This window comes from Myroides albus (assembly GCF_024722315.1).
In the GTDB taxonomy this organism is placed as follows: Bacteria; Bacteroidota; Bacteroidia; order Flavobacteriales; family Flavobacteriaceae; genus Flavobacterium; species Flavobacterium album_A.
Genome location: NZ_CP102754.1, coordinates 957,991 through 976,385, shown reverse-complemented (window position 1 = coordinate 976,385; position 18,395 = coordinate 957,991). Strand labels below are relative to the sequence as shown.

Genomic DNA, 18,395 nt, shown 5'->3' with positions numbered 1-18,395 from the left:
GTAATAGCATTTTGTGAAAAATCAGTGAATTTTGTGCAAAGATAAATATTTAGATTAATTCTAAATAACTATCTTTGGTTAATAAATTTAAAGGTATGGAGCAAAAGGATTATAGTGAATTAGCGAATCAACTAAGTTGTCCACATGGAGAAGATGGAGTGATGATTGGTAATCGCATGTTTGTTTCTAATAGTAACATGATTTTTAAAACTATTGACCGTCTAAACATTAAAACAAATGATAGTGTATTAGAGTTAGGTTTTGGTAGTGGAAGACATTTACCATATATGTTTGAACAAGGTGCTAACATTCGGTATGTTGGTATTGAAGTATCTAAAGTCATGATTGATTTAGCTACTGATCTGAATTTAAAACTCATTAAAGAACAGAAAATAGAGTTTTTATTGGGTGATGGTAGTGCTAACTTTAAAGTAGAGGATGATAGTTTTACTCATTGTCTTGTTGTTAATACAATTTATTTTTGGGAAGATCCAGTGAAGTATTTGCAAGAGATATTTCGAATTTTGAAAACAAATGGTACTGTTGCTTTTACTTATATAAGAGAGGACTTTGCTCATACTCTTCCTTTTGTCATTGATTCTATTTTTCATTTGCACCGCACAGAAAGGCTTATGAGATTAATGACTAATATAGGATATAGGGATGTTGAACAAATTCAATATTTGGAGAATACCATTGATAAGATTGGAAATAAAGTAACTAGACCATTCGTAATCCTAAAGGGCATTAAGTAAACGTATAGTTAAGTTATAGCAAATTGACTGTCATTGTTTTATTGTTTATCTAAAAGTTGAAAGTTTAACAAATAAGTATTATGGATAAACAAAAGCAAACTATTTTAAATGAGAGATTACCGAAAGTTATGTGGCAAATGTCTTGGCCTGCTATTGCAGCAATGGTATTATTTGGCTTAAATAACTTTTTAGATGGCGTTTTTGTCGGCCATTTAATCAATAATGATGCACTTGCAGCTGTTGGTATCGCATTTCCTTTAGCTCAGATTACTCAAGCTATTGGAAGTTTAATTGGAACAGGTGCTGGTGCGGCAATTAGTATCTGGATTGGTTCAGGTAATGACAGTAAGCTGAGGAATTGTCTAGGAACAGTGAATTTTCTGAGTGTTATACTTTCTATTTTGTTTTTACTACCAGCCTTTATATTTGCTGAAGAATTGATTGCTCTAATGGGCGGACGCGGGCAGATTGCTTTATTAGCAATTGAGTATTTTAAAGTTACTCTTTTAGGTACTTTTTTATGGGTCCATGGGCTAGCATTGAATATGATGATTCGAGCTGAAGGTAAAATGAAGACTGCTGCAGTGATGATTGCAATCGGTTTAGTAATCGATGTGCTAGTGAAACCTTTATTTATTTCTATATTTGATTGGGGAATAGCTGGTGCTGCTTGGGCTACCAATCTTTCAATGCTTGTTTATACACTTTTAGGAATAGGTTACTATCAATTAAATAAGTCTTCTTTTCAAACCGTTGTTTGGTCTTTTAAAGTGGATTATGCTATTTTTAAAGAAATAATCTCTTTAGGATTGCCTGCTTTGATAATGATGGTAATGGTTGTTGTTCAAAATATTGTAGTTTTTAACTCCTTAGGTAGATATGGTAATGCTTCTGATATTACTTTTTTTACAGCAGTAAATAGATTTTACTTATTATTGAATACTCCAATGTTTGGTCTAATGCGTGCTTTGCAGCCTGTTGCAGGAATGAACTACGGTGTTGGCAATATTCTTAGAACTACCAAATCGTATACTTTATTTACTTGGGCAGGATTGTTTGTATTATTGCCTTTTTGGATTATCGTTATGTGCTTTCCACAATTAGTTTTATCTCTTATGATACCTAATTATCTTTTTTCGAGTCAACAGTTGGTTGATTTCCGTATTTATATGAGTGTTTTGCTTGGGTTACCTGCTATTTTTATGGCTATGGTTTGGTTTCCTTCAGTAGAGAATGGAAAAACCGCAAGTATTATTGCTATTTTAAGACAACTCATCTTATATGTTCCTGTCATTCTTATTTTGCCTTCTTTGTTCGGCATTCGTAGTATTTATTGGGCAAGTGCCTTTGTTGATTGGATGATTTTTGCAGTGGTTATTGTTGTAGTTCGAAAGAGTTTTGTAAAACTTATATACAGAACAAGGCTTAGTAAAGAGAGTAGGACGTAATATTTCTAATTAATTAATTTTTGCTGTGTGATATTAGCTATATTGCTTAAATTTGCTTGCAATTCAAATAGGGAGGACATACCTCCCTATTTTATTTTCATTATATAACACAACGATTATGGAATTATTGCACAAACGTATACTTCAAGATGGAAAATGTTTTGAAGGAGGAATTCTTAAAGTAGATAGTTTTATTAACCATCAAATGGATCCAACTCTGATGAAATCTATTGCTGTCGAATTTGTCAGGAGATTTGCTGGAACGAATGTTAATAAGATAATGACTATAGAAGCAAGTGGTATTGCACCAGCAATTATGACAGGATATTTACTGAATCTTCCTGTTGTTTTTGCAAAGAAAAAGAAACCTTCAACAATGGATAATATGCTTCATACTCAGATTCACTCTTTTACAAAAGATAGAACATATGATGTTGTGATAAGTAATGATTTTCTTCTGCCTACCGATAATGTATTGTTCGTAGATGATTTCTTAGCTTATGGAAATGCAGCTTTAGGTGTGATTGACTTAATTAAACAGTCTGGCGCTAATTTAGTAGGTATGGGATTTATTATCGAAAAAGCATTTCAAGAAGGCCGAAAAATGATAGAGGAACATGGGGTAAGAGTCGAGTCGCTGGCTATTATTGAAGATCTCTCTAATTGTACGATAAGTATTCAAAAGTAAATATTTCATTGGTTCACTCAAATTTGAGTGAACCTTTTTTATTGAATTGTTGGTTAGATTGTTTAGATTAGAGGTAATTATGTTGATTTTATACTTATGAAAAATATACCTTATTCATTTCTCGATCTTGCTATTCTAGGAAAGAATAGAACTATGACTGAAACTTTGCATAGCTTATTAAACACAGCTCAGTATGCAGATGCTCTGAAATACAATAGATTTTGGCTGGCAGAACATCATAATATGCCTCATATAGCAAGTTCGGCAACAAGTGTTCTGATTGGTTATGTTGCAAGTGGTACCCAAAATATTAGAGTGGGTTCAGGTGGAATAATGTTGCCAAATCACCCCCCTTTAGTTATAGCAGAACAGTTTGGAACATTAGAATCTTTATATCCTGGTCGAATTGATTTGGGATTAGGAAGAGCTCCAGGTACAGACCAGTTGACTGCTATGGCTCTTAGACGAAATGATACCTTGTCAGCAAATTTTTTTCCAAAACAAATTGATGAGTTGAGGCAGTTTTTTAGCCTTGATAATTCCAATGCTAAAGTTCGCGCTTTTCCTGGTGAAGGAGCACAAGTACCACTTTGGATTTTAGGTTCAAGTACTGATAGTGCTTATCTTGCTGCAGAACTTGGATTACCTTATGCTTTTGCTTCTCATTTTGCACCAAATCAAATTCAACTTGCCGCTTCTATTTATAGAAAGAACTTTAAAGCTTCTGAATGCCTTGAAGATCCTTATTTTATGCCTTGTGTAAATGCTATCCTCGCTGATTCTTCTGAAAAAGCTGAATATTTAGCTACTTCTTTTTATAGAATGTTTCTTGGTATAATAAGAAATGATCGTGAGCCTATGCAGCCGCCTATTGATACAATGAATGGTTTGTGGTCTGTTCAAGAGGAGGAATATGTCTATAATATGACATCTTGCTCATTTATTGGTAAAAAAGAAGATTTGCGTCCTGAAGTCGAAAGATTTTGTCAAGTTTTAGAAGTTGATGAAATAATGATTACTACACCCATTTACGATTGTAATGATAGATTGCATAGTATGAAGTTGTTTTCTGAATTATTTAACGGTTAATGATTTTTGTTGTTAAATTTGCGAATCATTAAATTATGAAAAAATGAAAAAAATTTATGTATTTATTTTAGCCTTTATAATTGTTTCTTGTAATAATGCTACAACAACAAAGGAGGTATCTTATGAAAATGAGTTTACAGTAACTGTGCCAAGTATGATGCGTGAAGGTATAGATTTAAATGAGGAAGCTGATTTACAATTGAGTAATGGGTTTAATGAACTTTACTTAATAGTTTTTAGTGAAAGTAAACAGGATTTTGATAGTCTTGTTGAGTCTGAATTAAGAGATGAGAATGATACAAGGTCTAATTTTGAATGGTTAGTGGATATTACAAAATCAAGTGTTCTTGATTCATGTGATCTGGTTTATAAAGAGGGAAGTATGAAAGATTCTATTATAAATGGTATTGAAATGAAATATACTTCTATTGAAGCTAAAGTAGTAGGGATTGATATTTTATATCATTATGCATGGTATAATTCTCGAAATAAATATTATCAAATTCTGAGTTGGACATTATTGAGTAAGAAAGATAAATATAATGATGTAGTTAGAGATATGACGCTTTCGTTTAAGGAGAAATAAAAATGTATTAAAAAGGGGATTAATTATTTAATCCCCTTTTTAATACATTTTTATTTGTAATTGATTTAAATAAATTTAATAGTTTTGCACCAAATAAGAATATCTTTAAGAAACGTCAATTTAAAAAGTTAACAAAATGTTATTAAAAAGTCATTTAGTTTGTGTCGAAATGAGGTTTGTTTAATATAAATGCTTTTATTTTGTGTGATTAGTGTTGTTTCTTGTTTTTTTATTACTATTTTTATCGCGTTTAATTGTTAATGGTATGAAAAAATATACTCGGTTCATTTTATTATTGCTACCGCTATCTTGTTTTAATCTTAATGCACAAGATTTACAGACAAGAGCAAAAATAACTTCTAATTATACTATTCTTTCAGATAAAGTCTTAAGAGAAACAGAAGTTAAGATTGAGAATAGGCGTTTAAGGTCTATTAAAGAGGCTAAAGTTCAAAATATGCCTGTCTTTGGTTACACAAGGGACGGTAGCTACTATGAGGTGTTTGATATAGACTCTAATGGTATGTTACTTTATAGACGTTTATTAAATGCTGGTTCAAGAGTTACTGCTCGTGTTGATTTAATTAATTCTCCTGAAGGAATTATTCCTTCTTTGAATGGTTTAGATATGATTGCTGGAGTTGTTGATGGTGAATTAGCGCTTGCTAATCATGAAGATTTCGCATCTGAAGAATATGGTGGTAGTCGTATAGTAGAAAGAGAAAATGACTATTCTGGACCTAGGGACAAGCGCTTTGAAGAGAGAAAAATGCATGCAACCCATGTTGCAGGTACCATTGCAGGTGGTGGAAAGCTATCTAATGGTATGTCTGAAGGAATTGCTCCTAAAGCTACAATTTGGTCTTATTCCTGGAATGGAGATCTTATAAAAATGACCAAGATGGCTCAAGAAGGTGTGTTAGTTAGTAATCACTCTTATGGATTGAACTATTTTGATGATAATGGTAATTTGCTTCATTCGTCGTTGGCTAATAAGTTTGGGTCTTATGAGGCAGAGAGTGAGAAGTTTGATTGGGTTACTTATAATTATGATAATTACTTACCTGTTGTAGCTGCTGGAAATGACGGTGATCTAACTTTTGCTGTACATGGCTATAGATCTAAAACGGATAAAGTAAATGTGGATATGTTGACTGGTACTTCGGTTTCTAAAAATGTTGTAGTTGTAGCTGCTGTTCATGATGTTCCTAATTATATAGGAGCACAAGATGTACGATTAACTTACTTTAGTAGTCAAGGCCCTACAAATGATTTCCGTATTAAACCTGATATAGCTGCTAAAGGATATAAGGTTTATTCTCCTATTTATCAGAATCCAACAAAGAGTACTAATGAATTGAAAACTAATTTATATGGTAATTTGAGTGGTACATCTATGGCTGCTCCTGCTGTTTCTGGTGTATTGTTGTTATGGCAACAATGGGCTTTAAAAGTTGGAAAAGATCATTCGCCTATGAAATCAGCAACCGTTAGAGCTTTAATGGCTCATACAGCTGATGAGGCAGGGATTAATCCTGGGCCAGACCACCTTTTTGGTTGGGGACTTATAAATGCCTTAGCAGGGGTTCAAGTTTTAGAAGCTGCTGAATTAAAGAAAGATTACGCGTTTATCTTAGAAGAAAAGTTGATTACAAATCAAGAGTTTAGAAAGACAATAGATGTGAAAGAGCCGCGTAAATTAATTGCAACTCTTGCTTGGACAGATTTACCAGGAAAAGTGTCTTCTGAGAATATGGATGAGGAAAAAATGAAAGTCAAATCCAATTTAGTTAATGATTTGGATATTGTTGTTAAGAAGGACGGGGTGTCATATTTTCCTTGGAAATTGACCAAAGATTGGAAGAATCCTATTGCAATTAAAGGTATTAATGATGTTGATAATATTGAAAAAGTCGAAATCGATATAGCTGAACCAGGAAAGTATGAAATAGTAGTTTCTCATAACAATGAATTGATGACAGGAGCACAGAATTTCTCTCTTGTTGTAACTGTTGGAGAGTTTGACGATTTAGTTGTAGAGGAGCCAATCATTGATCCTGTTGACCCTGTTGATCCATCTAAGGAGTTTAAAGATTTAGAATTTGTGCTCTGGCCAAATCCGGCTACAACATCATTTAATGTTAAAATGGGTGAAGAGTATATTGACGCACCTGTAAGTGTCCGTATTTTTGATTTAAATAGTAGATTAGTAGGTGAGTTTAATTATAATAGTACTGAAGATGGGATAGTTGTTGTTCCTGTCGATAAGCTGAGTAGTTCTATTTATTTTGTAGAAGTTCAAAGTAAAGGGAAGAAAAAGCAAATGCGTATAATCAAACAGTAACGATATCATATCTATATGTAGAAAGAGGCTAACAATTATGTTAGCCTCTTTTTTGTTGTTATCATATGTTATAGTCTTTTGAATGTTTTAAAATTATATATTAATAGGAGTTACTGAATTGGATAAATATCTAATTAATGTGAATTCAATTCAATCCTGAAGCTTATTATTTTCGCATTTCTATTGGTGATCTACCTATTGCTTTCTGCGGATATGGTAAGGCATTGCTTGGGGGTTTCTTGCACCTTTCTTCGACAAAAGTGCTCTCTGGGCAAGAAAACCCCTACAAAAGTGCTACTAATCCCCAAGGAAGTGCAAGCCAACCTCTCTTGCAAGACATCTTATTCTGCTTTTAAAATCTCGTCAATTTTATTATCTATTTCGGTGATTTCGTTTCTATATAGAATAGAACTAATTTTTTAGAGGGGATTTATACTGTTGATTTATTAGCTTAGAAGCTACAATCTTTTTTCTTTTTGTATATAGGACATACTTTAAGTATAAGTAAGGTAGGGAAGGGTTGTGATATCAGAAATACTAAAAAAAGTTTCACTTGTAACGTGTATCATAATAGGTAGTTATCGTTACTCCGAAAAAAACCTTTAAAAAAAGGCGTTATAAAGTTTGGAAGTAGCATAAAAGATACTACTTTTGCATCCGCATTAGAGAAGTAATAACGACTCTAGAGGCAGACGCTCCTAAATATAAAGAAAGCAGCAAAGAAGAATTAATAACTTTGAAAAGCTTTGAAAACTTTAACAAAATAAAGTTTGGATAAGTAAAAGATAAGGTATTATCTTTGCGGTCCGCTTCAGTAAACACTGTGGCTCGCAAGAAAAAAGGAAAAGAAATTTTTCGAAAAAAGTTTTGCGAGATTAAAAAATAGTTTTACTTTTGCACTCGCTTTGAAACACAAGTGAGAATAATAAGAAGAATACGTTCTAAGACATATTGGACAACAGCATACAAAAAGAGAGTAAGGCAAGTCGAAAGATTTGAATTAACGCGCTAATCGAAAATATAAAAAAATATACGATGAAGAGTTTGATCCTGGCTCAGGATGAACGCTAGCGGCAGGCCTAACACATGCAAGTCGAGGGGTATAAGAAGCTTGCTTTTTAGAGACCGGCGCACGGGTGAGTAACGCGTATGCAACCTACCTTTTACAGGGGAATAGCCCGAAGAAATTCGGATTAATGCTCCATGGTTTATTTGGATGGCATCATTTGAATAATAAAGATTTATCGGTAAAAGATGGGCATGCGTGTCATTAGCTAGTTGGTATGGTAACGGCATACCAAGGCAACGATGACTAGGGGTCCTGAGAGGGAGATCCCCCACACTGGTACTGAGACACGGACCAGACTCCTACGGGAGGCAGCAGTGAGGAATATTGGTCAATGGAGGCAACTCTGAACCAGCCATGCCGCGTGCAGGATGACGGTCCTATGGATTGTAAACTGCTTTTGTACGGGAAGAAATGTACCTACGAGTAGGTATTTGACGGTACCGTAAGAATAAGGATCGGCTAACTCCGTGCCAGCAGCCGCGGTAATACGGAGGATCCGAGCGTTATCCGGAATTATTGGGTTTAAAGGGTTCGTAGGCGGTCAGATAAGTCAGTGGTGAAATCTCATAGCTTAACTATGAAACTGCCGTTGATACTGTTTGACTTGAATAGTATGGAAGTAACTAGAATATGTAGTGTAGCGGTGAAATGCTTAGATATTACATGGAATACCAATTGCGAAGGCAGGTTACTACGTACTTATTGACGCTGATGAACGAAAGCGTGGGTAGCGAACAGGATTAGATACCCTGGTAGTCCACGCCGTAAACGATGGATACTAGCTGTTCGGTTTTCGGACTGAGTGGCTAAGCGAAAGTGATAAGTATCCCACCTGGGGAGTACGTTCGCAAGAATGAAACTCAAAGGAATTGACGGGGGCCCGCACAAGCGGTGGAGCATGTGGTTTAATTCGATGATACGCGAGGAACCTTACCAGGGCTTAAATGTAGATTGACAGGTTTGGAAACAGACTTTTCTTCGGACAATTTACAAGGTGCTGCATGGTTGTCGTCAGCTCGTGCCGTGAGGTGTCAGGTTAAGTCCTATAACGAGCGCAACCCCTATTGTTAGTTACCATCGCGTTAAGGCGGGGACTCTAGCAAGACTGCCGGTGCAAACCGAGAGGAAGGTGGGGATGACGTCAAATCATCACGGCCCTTACGTCCTGGGCTACACACGTGCTACAATGGCAAGTACAGAAAGCAGCTACCTGGCAACAGGATGCGAATCTCCAAAGCTTGTCTCAGTTCGGATTGGAGTCTGCAACTCGACTCTATGAAGCTGGAATCGCTAGTAATCGGATATCAGCCATGATCCGGTGAATACGTTCCCGGGCCTTGTACACACCGCCCGTCAAGCCATGGAAGCTGGGGGTACCTGAAGTCGGTGACCGCAAGGAGCTGCCTAGGGTAAAACTAGTGACTGGGGCTAAGTCGTAACAAGGTAGCCGTACCGGAAGGTGCGGCTGGAACACCTCCTTTCTAGAGAATTAGTCAAGTGTTAATTCTACTTACTCTCGCTGCTTGTTCAAAAAATAAAAAAAAAGGTATTATACAGAGTCTCGTAGCTCAGCTGGTTAGAGTACTACACTGATAATGTAGGGGTCGGCAGTTCGAGTCTGCCCGGGACTACTAAAATACACAGGAAATACTAGAGGTTAAACTAACCGCCTAAAAGTTACTGTTAACTGTAAGCTGTTAACCAAACACTAAAAACGGGGGATTAGCTCAGCTGGCTAGAGCGCCTGCCTTGCACGCAGGAGGTCATCGGTTCGACTCCGATATTCTCCACAAGGACTAAAGTCCAACCGTTCATTGACATATTGATAAAACTTAACTAACAAAACAGTTAGAAAGAACAAAAAATATAGAAATATATAGAAAGTACGATTCGAAAGAATTGTAAGCACATAAGCAAAATAAGGGCGTATGGGGAATGCCTAGGCTCTCAGAGGCGAAGAAGGACGTGATAAGCTGCGAAAAGCTACGGGGATTGGCACACACGAATTGATCCGTAGATATCCGAATGGGGCAACCCAATATGTTGAAGACATATTATCCTGTATAGGAGGCGAACCCGCTGAACTGAAACATCTAAGTAGGCGGAGGAGAAGAAAACAAAAGTGATTCCGTAAGTAGTGGCGAGCGAACGCGGAATAGCCCAAACCAAAGTTGTTACGGCAATTTTGGGGTTGTAGGACCACGACATTTCTTGCGGCTTGAATTAGAAATACCTGGAAAGGTATACCAAAGAGGGTGACAGTCCCGTATAAGTAAGAAAAGATAAGAATAGTGGTATCCTGAGTAGGTCGGGGCACGTGAAACCCTGATTGAAACTGGCGGGACCATCCGCTAAGGCTAAATACTCCTGAGAGACCGATAGTGAACCAGTACCGTGAGGGAAAGGTGAAAAGAACCGTGAATAACGGAGTGAAAAAGATCCTGAAACCATACGCCTACAAGCGGTCGGAGCCCCTTTGTGGGGTGACGGCGTGCCTTTTGCATAATGAGCCTACGAGTTACCGTTGCTGGCAAGGATAAGGACTTCAGGTCTGGATCCGTAGCGAAAGCGAGTCTGAATAGGGCGCTTTAGTCAGTAGTGGTAGACGCGAAACCGTGTGATCTACCCATGGGCAGGTTGAAGTTTAGGTAACACTAAATGGAGGACCGAACCGTTTAACGCTGAAAAGTTTTCGGATGACCTGTGGGTAGGGGTGAAAGGCCAATCAAACTCGGAAATAGCTCGTACTCCCCGAAATGCATTTAGGTGCAGCGATGATCATAGTTACTTAGAGGTAGAGCTACTGATTGGATGCGGGGGCTTCACCGCCTACCAATTCCTGACAAACTCCGAATGCTAATTAATGATAATCATCAGTGAGGGCATGGGTGCTAAGGTCCATGTCCGAGAGGGAAAGAACCCAGACCATCAGCTAAGGTCCCCAAATGTATGCTAAGTTGAAAAAACGCGGTTTGATTGCCCAGACAGCTAGGATGTTGGCTTGGAAGCAGCCATTCATTTAAAGAGTGCGTAACAGCTCACTAGTCGAGCGATCGAGCATGGATAATAATCGGGCATAAGTATACTACCGAAGCTATGGATTTACGTTTTATAACGTGAGTGGTAGGGGAGCATTCTATCGGCAGAGAAGGTGATTTGTGAGAATTGCTGGAGCTTATAGAAAAGAAAATGTAGGCATAAGTAACGATAAGGGGTGCGAGAAACACCCCCGCCGTAAGACTAAGGATTCCTGAGCTATGCTAATCAGCTTAGGGTTAGTCGGGACCTAAGGCACACCCGAAGGGGGACGTCGATGGCCAACGGGTTAATATTCCCGTACTACTTATAACAGTGATGGAGTGACACAGTGATGAAAGCACCGCGAACTGACGGAATAGTTCGTTGAAGCACGTACCTATAGGTTTGATAGTAAAATGCGTCAGACTTGGAGAAATGCGATAGTACTCAGCGTCTACGGACAAAGAGATAGTGTGCCTAAGGGCTGTCAAGAAAAGCTTCTAAACATAGGTTATAAGTACCCGTACCGTAAACCGACACAGGTAGTCGAGGAGAGTATCCTAAGGCGCTCGAGAGATTCATGGCTAAGGAACTAGGCAAAATAGACCTGTAACTTCGGGAGAAAGGTCGCCAGCGCAAGCTGGCCGCAGTGAAGAGGTCCAGGCGACTGTTTATCAAAAACACAGGGCTCTGCAAAATCGTAAGATGACGTATAGGGCCTGACACCTGCCCGGTGCTGGAAGGTTAAGAGGAGATGTTATCGATGAGTAATTGTTGAGAAGCATTGAATTGAAGCCCCAGTAAACGGCGGCCGTAACTATAACGGTCCTAAGGTAGCGAAATTCCTTGTCGGGTAAGTTCCGACCTGCACGAATGGTGTAACGATCTGGACACTGTCTCAGCCATGAGCTCGGTGAAATTGTAGTATCGGTGAAGATGCCGATTACCCGCAGTGGGACGAAAAGACCCTGTGCACCTTTACTATAGCTTAGTATTGTTCTCGGATAAGTGATGTGTAGGATAGGTGGGAGACTGTGAAATGGCGTCGCTAGGCGTTGTGGAGTCATTGTTGAAATACCACCCTTTGCTTATTTGAGATCTAACTCCGCAATTGTGGAGGACATTGCTTGGTGGGTAGTTTGACTGGGGTGGTCGCCTCCAAAAGAGTAACGGAGGCTTCTAAAGGTTCCCTCAGCACGCTTGGTAACCGTGCGTAGAGTGCAATGGTATAAGGGAGCTTGACTGAGAGACTAACAAGTCGACCAGGTACGAAAGTAGAGCATAGTGATCCGGTGGTTCCGCATGGAAGGGCCATCGCTCAAAGGATAAAAGGTACGCCGGGGATAACAGGCTGATCTCCCCCAAGAGCTCATATCGACGGGGGGGTTTGGCACCTCGATGTCGGCTCGTCACATCCTGGGGCTGGAGAAGGTCCCAAGGGTTGGGCTGTTCGCCCATTAAAGTGGCACGCGAGCTGGGTTCAGAACGTCGTGAGACAGTTCGGTCTCTATCTACTGTGGGCGTTAGAAATTTGAGTGGATCTGATTCTAGTACGAGAGGACCGAATTGGACCAACCTCTAGTGCATCTGTTGTCTCGCCAGGGGCATCGCAGAGTAGCTACGTTGGGCAGGGATAAGCGCTGAAAGCATATAAGTGCGAAACCCACCACAAGATGAGATTTCTTTAAAGGGCCGTGGGAGATTACCACGTTGATAGGCTATAGATGTAAAGGCAGTAATGTCATAGTCGAGTAGTACTAATAGCCCGTAAGCTTATGTGAATCTCCCCTTGTTTAAATACAAGGGGAGGGCAACTTTCTAAGTGATAGTTAAGTTACAATATCAATATAGTTAACAATATTAGTTACGTTAAAGTAACAACCGATTTAGGGTGGTTATTGCGGCGGGGCTCACCTCTTCCCATTTCGAACAGAGAAGTTAAGCCCGCTAGCGCAGATGGTACTGCTAACCAGTGGGAGAGTATGTCGTCGCCCTTCTTTTGAAATCCTTGCTGATTTCCAGCAAGGATTTTTTATCTAAAAACATTAATACAAGCAAGATACAAAAAACTTTAAAAAATAAAGCCGAATTAGTTTGGTTTGTAAAATAAAGTTTTCTACTTTTGCACTCGCTTTGAAACACAAGTGAGAAAAACAAGAAGAATACGTTCTAAGACATATTGGACAACAGCATACAAAAAGAGAGTAAGGCAAGTCGAAAGATTTGAATTAACGCGCTAATCGAAAATATAAAAAATATACGATGAAGAGTTTGATCCTGGCTCAGGATGAACGCTAGCGGCAGGCCTAACACATGCAAGTCGAGGGGTATAAGAAGCTTGCTTTTTAGAGACCGGCGCACGGGTGAGTAACGCGTATGCAACCTACCTTTTACAGGGGAATAGCCCGAAGAAATTCGGATTAATGCTCCATGGTTTATTTTGATGGCATCATTTGAATAATAAAGATTTATCGGTAAAAGATGGGCATGCGTGTCATTAGCTAGTTGGTATGGTAACGGCATACCAAGGCAACGATGACTAGGGGTCCTGAGAGGGAGATCCCCCACACTGGTACTGAGACACGGACCAGACTCCTACGGGAGGCAGCAGTGAGGAATATTGGTCAATGGAGGCAACTCTGAACCAGCCATGCCGCGTGCAGGATGACGGTCCTATGGATTGTAAACTGCTTTTGTACGGGAAGAAATGTGCCTACGAGTAGGTATTTGACGGTACCGTAAGAATAAGGATCGGCTAACTCCGTGCCAGCAGCCGCGGTAATACGGAGGATCCGAGCGTTATCCGGAATTATTGGGTTTAAAGGGTTCGTAGGCGGTCAGATAAGTCAGTGGTGAAATCTCATAGCTTAACTATGAAACTGCCGTTGATACTGTTTGACTTGAATAGTATGGAAGTAACTAGAATATGTAGTGTAGCGGTGAAATGCTTAGATATTACATGGAATACCAATTGCGAAGGCAGGTTACTACGTACTTATTGACGCTGATGAACGAAAGCGTGGGTAGCGAACAGGATTAGATACCCTGGTAGTCCACGCCGTAAACGATGGATACTAGCTGTTCGGTTTTCGGACTGAGTGGCTAAGCGAAAGTGATAAGTATCCCACCTGGGGAGTACGTTCGCAAGAATGAAACTCAAAGGAATTGACGGGGGCCCGCACAAGCGGTGGAGCATGTGGTTTAATTCGATGATACGCGAGGAACCTTACCAGGGCTTAAATGTAGATTGACAGGTTTGGAAACAGACTTTTCTTCGGACAATTTACAAGGTGCTGCATGGTTGTCGTCAGCTCGTGCCGTGAGGTGTCAGGTTAAGTCCTATAACGAGCGCAACCCCTATTGTTAGTTACCATCGCGTTAAGGCGGGGACTCTAGCAAGACTGCCGGTGCAAACCGAGAGGAAGGTGGGGATGACGTCAAATCATCACGGCCCTTACGTCCTGGGCTACACACGTGCTACAATGGCAAGTACAGAAAGCAGCTACCTGGCAACAGGATGCGAATCTCCAAAGCTTGTCTCAGTTCGGATTGGAGTCTGCAACTCGACTCTATGAAGCTGGAATCGCTAGTAATCGGATATCAGCCATGATCCGGTGAATACGTTCCCGGGCCTTGTACACACCGCCCGTCAAGCCATGGAAGCTGGGGGTACCTGAAGTCGGTGACCGCAAGGAGCTGCCTAGGGTAAAACTAGTGACTGGGGCTAAGTCGTAACAAGGTAGCCGTACCGGAAGGTGCGGCTGGAACACCTCCTTTCTAGAGAATTAGTTAAGTGTTAATTCTACTTACTCTCGCTGCTTGTTCAAAAAATAAAAAAAGGTATTATACAGAGTCTCGTAGCTCAGCTGGTTAGAGTACTACACTGATAATGTAGGGGTCGGCAGTTCGAGTCTGCCCGGGACTACTAAAATACACAGGAAATACTAGAGGTTTAGACTAACCGCCCAAAAGTTACTGTTAACTGTAAGCTGTTAACCAAACACTAGAAACGGGGGATTAGCTCAGCTGGCTAGAGCGCCTGCCTTGCACGCAGGAGGTCATCGGTTCGACTCCGATATTCTCCACAAGGACTAAAGTCCAACCGTTCATTGACATATTGATAAAACTTAACTAACAAAACAGTTAGAAAGAACAAAAAATATAGAAATATATAGAAAGTACGATTCGAAAGAATTGTAAGCACATAAGCAAAATAAGGGCGTATGGGGAATGCCTAGGCTCTCAGAGGCGAAGAAGGACGTGATAAGCTGCGAAAAGCTACGGGGATTGGCACACACGAATTGATCCGTAGATATCCGAATGGGGCAACCCAATATGTTGAAGACATATTATCCGATAGGAGGCGAACCCGCTGAACTGAAACATCTAAGTAGGCGGAGGAGAAGAAAACAAAAGTGATTCCGTAAGTAGTGGCGAGCGAACGCGGAATAGCCCAAACCAAAGTTGTTACGGCAATTTTGGGGTTGTAGGACCACGACATTTCTTGCGGCTTGAATTAGAAATACCTGGAAAGGTATACCAAAGAGGGTGACAGTCCCGTATAAGTAAGAAAAGATAAGAATAGTGGTATCCTGAGTAGGTCGGGGCACGTGAAACCCTGATTGAAACTGGCGGGACCATCCGCTAAGGCTAAATACTCCTGAGAGACCGATAGTGAACCAGTACCGTGAGGGAAAGGTGAAAAGAACCGTGAATAACGGAGTGAAAAAGATCCTGAAACCATACGCCTACAAGCGGTCGGAGCCCCTTTGTTGGGTGACGGCGTGCCTTTTGCATAATGAGCCTACGAGTTACCGTTGCTGGCAAGGATAAGGACTTCAGGTCTGGATCCGTAGCGAAAGCGAGTCTGAATAGGGCGCTTTAGTCAGTAGTGGTAGACGCGAAACCGTGTGATCTACCCATGGGCAGGTTGAAGTTTAGGTAACACTAAATGGAGGACCGAACCGTTTAACGCTGAAAAGTTTTCGGATGACCTGTGGGTAGGGGTGAAAGGCCAATCAAACTCGGAAATAGCTCGTACTCCCCGAAATGCATTTAGGTGCAGCGATGATCATAGTTACTTAGAGGTAGAGCTACTGATTGGATGCGGGGGCTTCACCGCCTACCAATTCCTGACAAACTCCGAATGCTAATTAATGATAATCATCAGTGAGGGCATGGGTGCTAAGGTCCATGTCCGAGAGGGAAAGAACCCAGACCATCAGCTAAGGTCCCCAAATGTATGCTAAGTTGAAAAAACGCGGTTTGATTGCCCAGACAGCTAGGATGTTGGCTTGGAAGCAGCCATTCATTTAAAGAGTGCGTAACAGCTCACTAGTCGAGCGATCGAGCATGGATAATAATCGGGCATAAGTATACTACCGAAGCTATGGATTTACGTTTTATAACGTGAGTGGTAGGGGAGCATTCTATCGGCAGAGAAGGTGATTTGTGAGAATTGCTGGAGCTTATAGAAAAGAAAATGTAGGCATAAGTAACGATAAGGGGTGCGAGAAACACCCCCGCCGTAAGACTAAGGATTCCTGAGCTATGCTAATCAGCTTAGGGTTAGTCGGGACCTAAGGCACACCCGAAGGGGGACGTCGATGGCCAACGGGTTAATATTCCCGTACTACTTATAACAGTGATGGAGTGACACAGTGATGAAAGCACCGCGAACTGACGGAATAGTTCGTTGAAGCACGTACCTATAGGTTTGATAGTAAAATGCGTCAGACTTGGAGAAATGCGATAGTACTCAGCGTCTACGGACAAAGAGATAGTGTGCCTAAGGGCTGTCAAGAAAAGCTTCTAAACATAGGTTATAAGTACCCGTACCGTAAACCGACACAGGTAGTCGAGGAGAGTATCCTAAGGCGCTCGAGAGATTCATGGCTAAGGAACTAGGCAAAATAGACCTGTAACTTCGGGAGAAAGGTCGCCAGCGCAAGCTGGCCGCAGTGAAGAGGTCCAGGCGACTGTTTATCAAAAACACAGGGCTCTGCAAAATCGTAAGATGACGTATAGGGCCTGACACCTGCCCGGTGCTGGAAGGTTAAGAGGAGATGTTATCGATGAGTAATTGTTGAGAAGCATTGAATTGAAGCCCCAGTAAACGGCGGCCGTAACTATAACGGTCCTAAGGTAGCGAAATTCCTTGTCGGGTAAGTTCCGACCTGCACGAATGGTGTAACGATCTGGACACTGTCTCAGCCATGAGCTCGGTGAAATTGTAGTATCGGTGAAGATGCCGATTACCCGCAGTGGGACGAAAAGACCCTGTGCACCTTTACTATAGCTTAGTATTGTTCTCGGATAAGTGATGTGTAGGATAGGTGGGAGACTGTGAAATGGCGTCGCTAGGCGTTGTGGAGTCATTGTTGAAATACCACCCTTTGCTTATTTGAGATCTAACTCCGCAATTGTGGAGGACATTGCTTGGTGGGTAGTTTGACTGGGGTGGTCGCCTCCAAAAGAGTAACGGAGGCTTCTAAAGGTTCCCTCAGCACGCTTGGTAACCGTGCGTAGAGTGCAATGGTATAAGGGAGCTTGACTGAGAGACTAACAAGTCGACCAGGTACGAAAGTAGAGCATAGTGATCCGGTGGTTCCGCATGGAAGGGCCATCGCTCAAAGGATAAAAGGTACGCCGGGGATAACAGGCTGATCTCCCCCAAGAGCTCATATCGACGGGGGGGTTTGGCACCTCGATGTCGGCTCGTCACATCCTGGGGCTGGAGAAGGTCCCAAGGGTTGGGCTGTTCGCCCATTAAAGTGGCACGCGAGCTGGGTTCAGAACGTCGTGAGACAGTTCGGTCTCTATCTACTGTGGGCGTTAGAAATTTGAGTGGATCTGATTCTAGTACGAGAGGACCGAATTGGACCAACCTCTAGTGCATCTGTTGTCTCGCCAGGGGCATCGCAGAGTAGCTACGTTGGGCAGGGATAAGCGCTGAAAGCATATAAGTGCGAAACCCACCACAAGATGAGATTTCTTTAAAGGGCCGTGGGAGATTACCACGTTGATAGGCTATAGATGTAAAGGCAGTAATGTCATAGTCGAGTAGTACTAATAGCCCGTAAGCTTATGTGAATCTCCCCTTGTTTACATACAAGGGGAGGGCAACTTTCTAAGTGATAGTTAAGTTAAAATATCAATATAGTTAACAATATTAGTTACGTTAAAGTAACAACCGATTTAGGGTGGTTATTGCGGCGGGGCTCACCTCTTCCCATTTCGAACAGAGAAGTTAAGCCCGCTAGCGCAGATGGTACTGCTAACCAGTGGGAGAGTATGTCGTCGCCCTTCTTTTGAAATCCTTGCTGATTTCCAGCAAGGATTTTTTATCTAAAAACATTAATACAAGCAAAATACAAAAAACTTTAAAAAATAAAGCCG

6 protein-coding genes, 4 tRNA genes and 6 rRNA genes are annotated in these 18,395 nt (G+C 40.8%); all 16 read left to right on the top strand.

Annotated features, from left to right (window positions below; all coding sequences use genetic code 11):
* Window positions 1-95 precede the first annotated feature (95 nt).
* The 16 genes from NWE55_RS04600 (at window position 96) to rrf (NWE55_RS04525) (ending at window position 18,305) form a co-directional block, all read left to right on the top strand.
* Window positions 96-755, top strand: coding sequence for a class I SAM-dependent methyltransferase (locus NWE55_RS04600; RefSeq protein ID WP_155093349.1), 660 nt, complete (start codon window positions 96-98; stop codon window positions 753-755).
* Window positions 756-835: 80 nt separating this feature from the next.
* Window positions 836-2,203: an MATE family efflux transporter gene (locus NWE55_RS04595; protein ID WP_155093348.1), complete on the top strand. Its 1,368-nt coding sequence runs from the start codon at window positions 836-838 to the stop codon at window positions 2,201-2,203.
* A 118-nt stretch (window positions 2,204-2,321) separates the two neighbouring features.
* Window positions 2,322-2,891, top strand: a complete 570-nt coding sequence (gene xpt / locus NWE55_RS04590) for a xanthine phosphoribosyltransferase (RefSeq protein ID WP_155093347.1) — start codon at window positions 2,322-2,324, stop codon at window positions 2,889-2,891.
* 96 nt (window positions 2,892-2,987) lie between these two features.
* Window positions 2,988-3,980 carry an LLM class flavin-dependent oxidoreductase gene (locus tag NWE55_RS04585; protein ID WP_155093346.1) on the top strand — a complete coding sequence of 331 codons (993 nt, stop codon included), beginning with the start codon at window positions 2,988-2,990 and terminating at the stop codon, window positions 3,978-3,980.
* 43 nt (window positions 3,981-4,023) lie between these two features.
* Window positions 4,024-4,566, top strand: coding sequence for a hypothetical protein (locus NWE55_RS04580; protein WP_258204639.1), 543 nt, complete (start codon window positions 4,024-4,026; stop codon window positions 4,564-4,566).
* A gap of 265 nt (window positions 4,567-4,831) precedes the next feature.
* Entirely contained in the window at window positions 4,832-6,910 is a 2,079-nt protein-coding gene (locus NWE55_RS04575; protein WP_155093344.1) for a S8 family serine peptidase, read from the top strand.
* Between the two features lie 1,032 nt (window positions 6,911-7,942).
* A 16S ribosomal RNA gene (locus NWE55_RS04570) occupies window positions 7,943-9,460 on the top strand.
* Between the two features lie 76 nt (window positions 9,461-9,536).
* Window positions 9,537-9,610, top strand: a tRNA-Ile gene (locus tag NWE55_RS04565).
* 85 nt (window positions 9,611-9,695) lie between these two features.
* Window positions 9,696-9,769: transfer RNA gene (locus tag NWE55_RS04560), tRNA-Ala, on the top strand.
* A gap of 117 nt (window positions 9,770-9,886) precedes the next feature.
* A 23S ribosomal RNA gene (locus tag NWE55_RS04555) occupies window positions 9,887-12,778 on the top strand.
* Window positions 12,779-12,884: 106 nt separating this feature from the next.
* Window positions 12,885-12,994 (top strand): 5S ribosomal RNA (rrf, locus tag NWE55_RS04550).
* A 262-nt stretch (window positions 12,995-13,256) separates the two neighbouring features.
* A 16S ribosomal RNA gene (locus NWE55_RS04545) occupies window positions 13,257-14,774 on the top strand.
* 74 nt (window positions 14,775-14,848) lie between these two features.
* A tRNA-Ile gene (locus NWE55_RS04540) sits at window positions 14,849-14,922 on the top strand.
* 86 nt (window positions 14,923-15,008) lie between these two features.
* Window positions 15,009-15,082, top strand: a tRNA-Ala gene (locus tag NWE55_RS04535).
* 117 nt (window positions 15,083-15,199) lie between these two features.
* Window positions 15,200-18,089 (top strand): 23S ribosomal RNA (locus NWE55_RS04530).
* Between the two features lie 106 nt (window positions 18,090-18,195).
* Window positions 18,196-18,305: ribosomal RNA gene (gene rrf / locus NWE55_RS04525) — 5S ribosomal RNA — on the top strand.
* The 16S, 23S and 5S rRNA genes sit together here with 4 tRNA genes alongside, the layout of an rRNA operon.
* Window positions 18,306-18,395 lie beyond the last annotated feature (90 nt).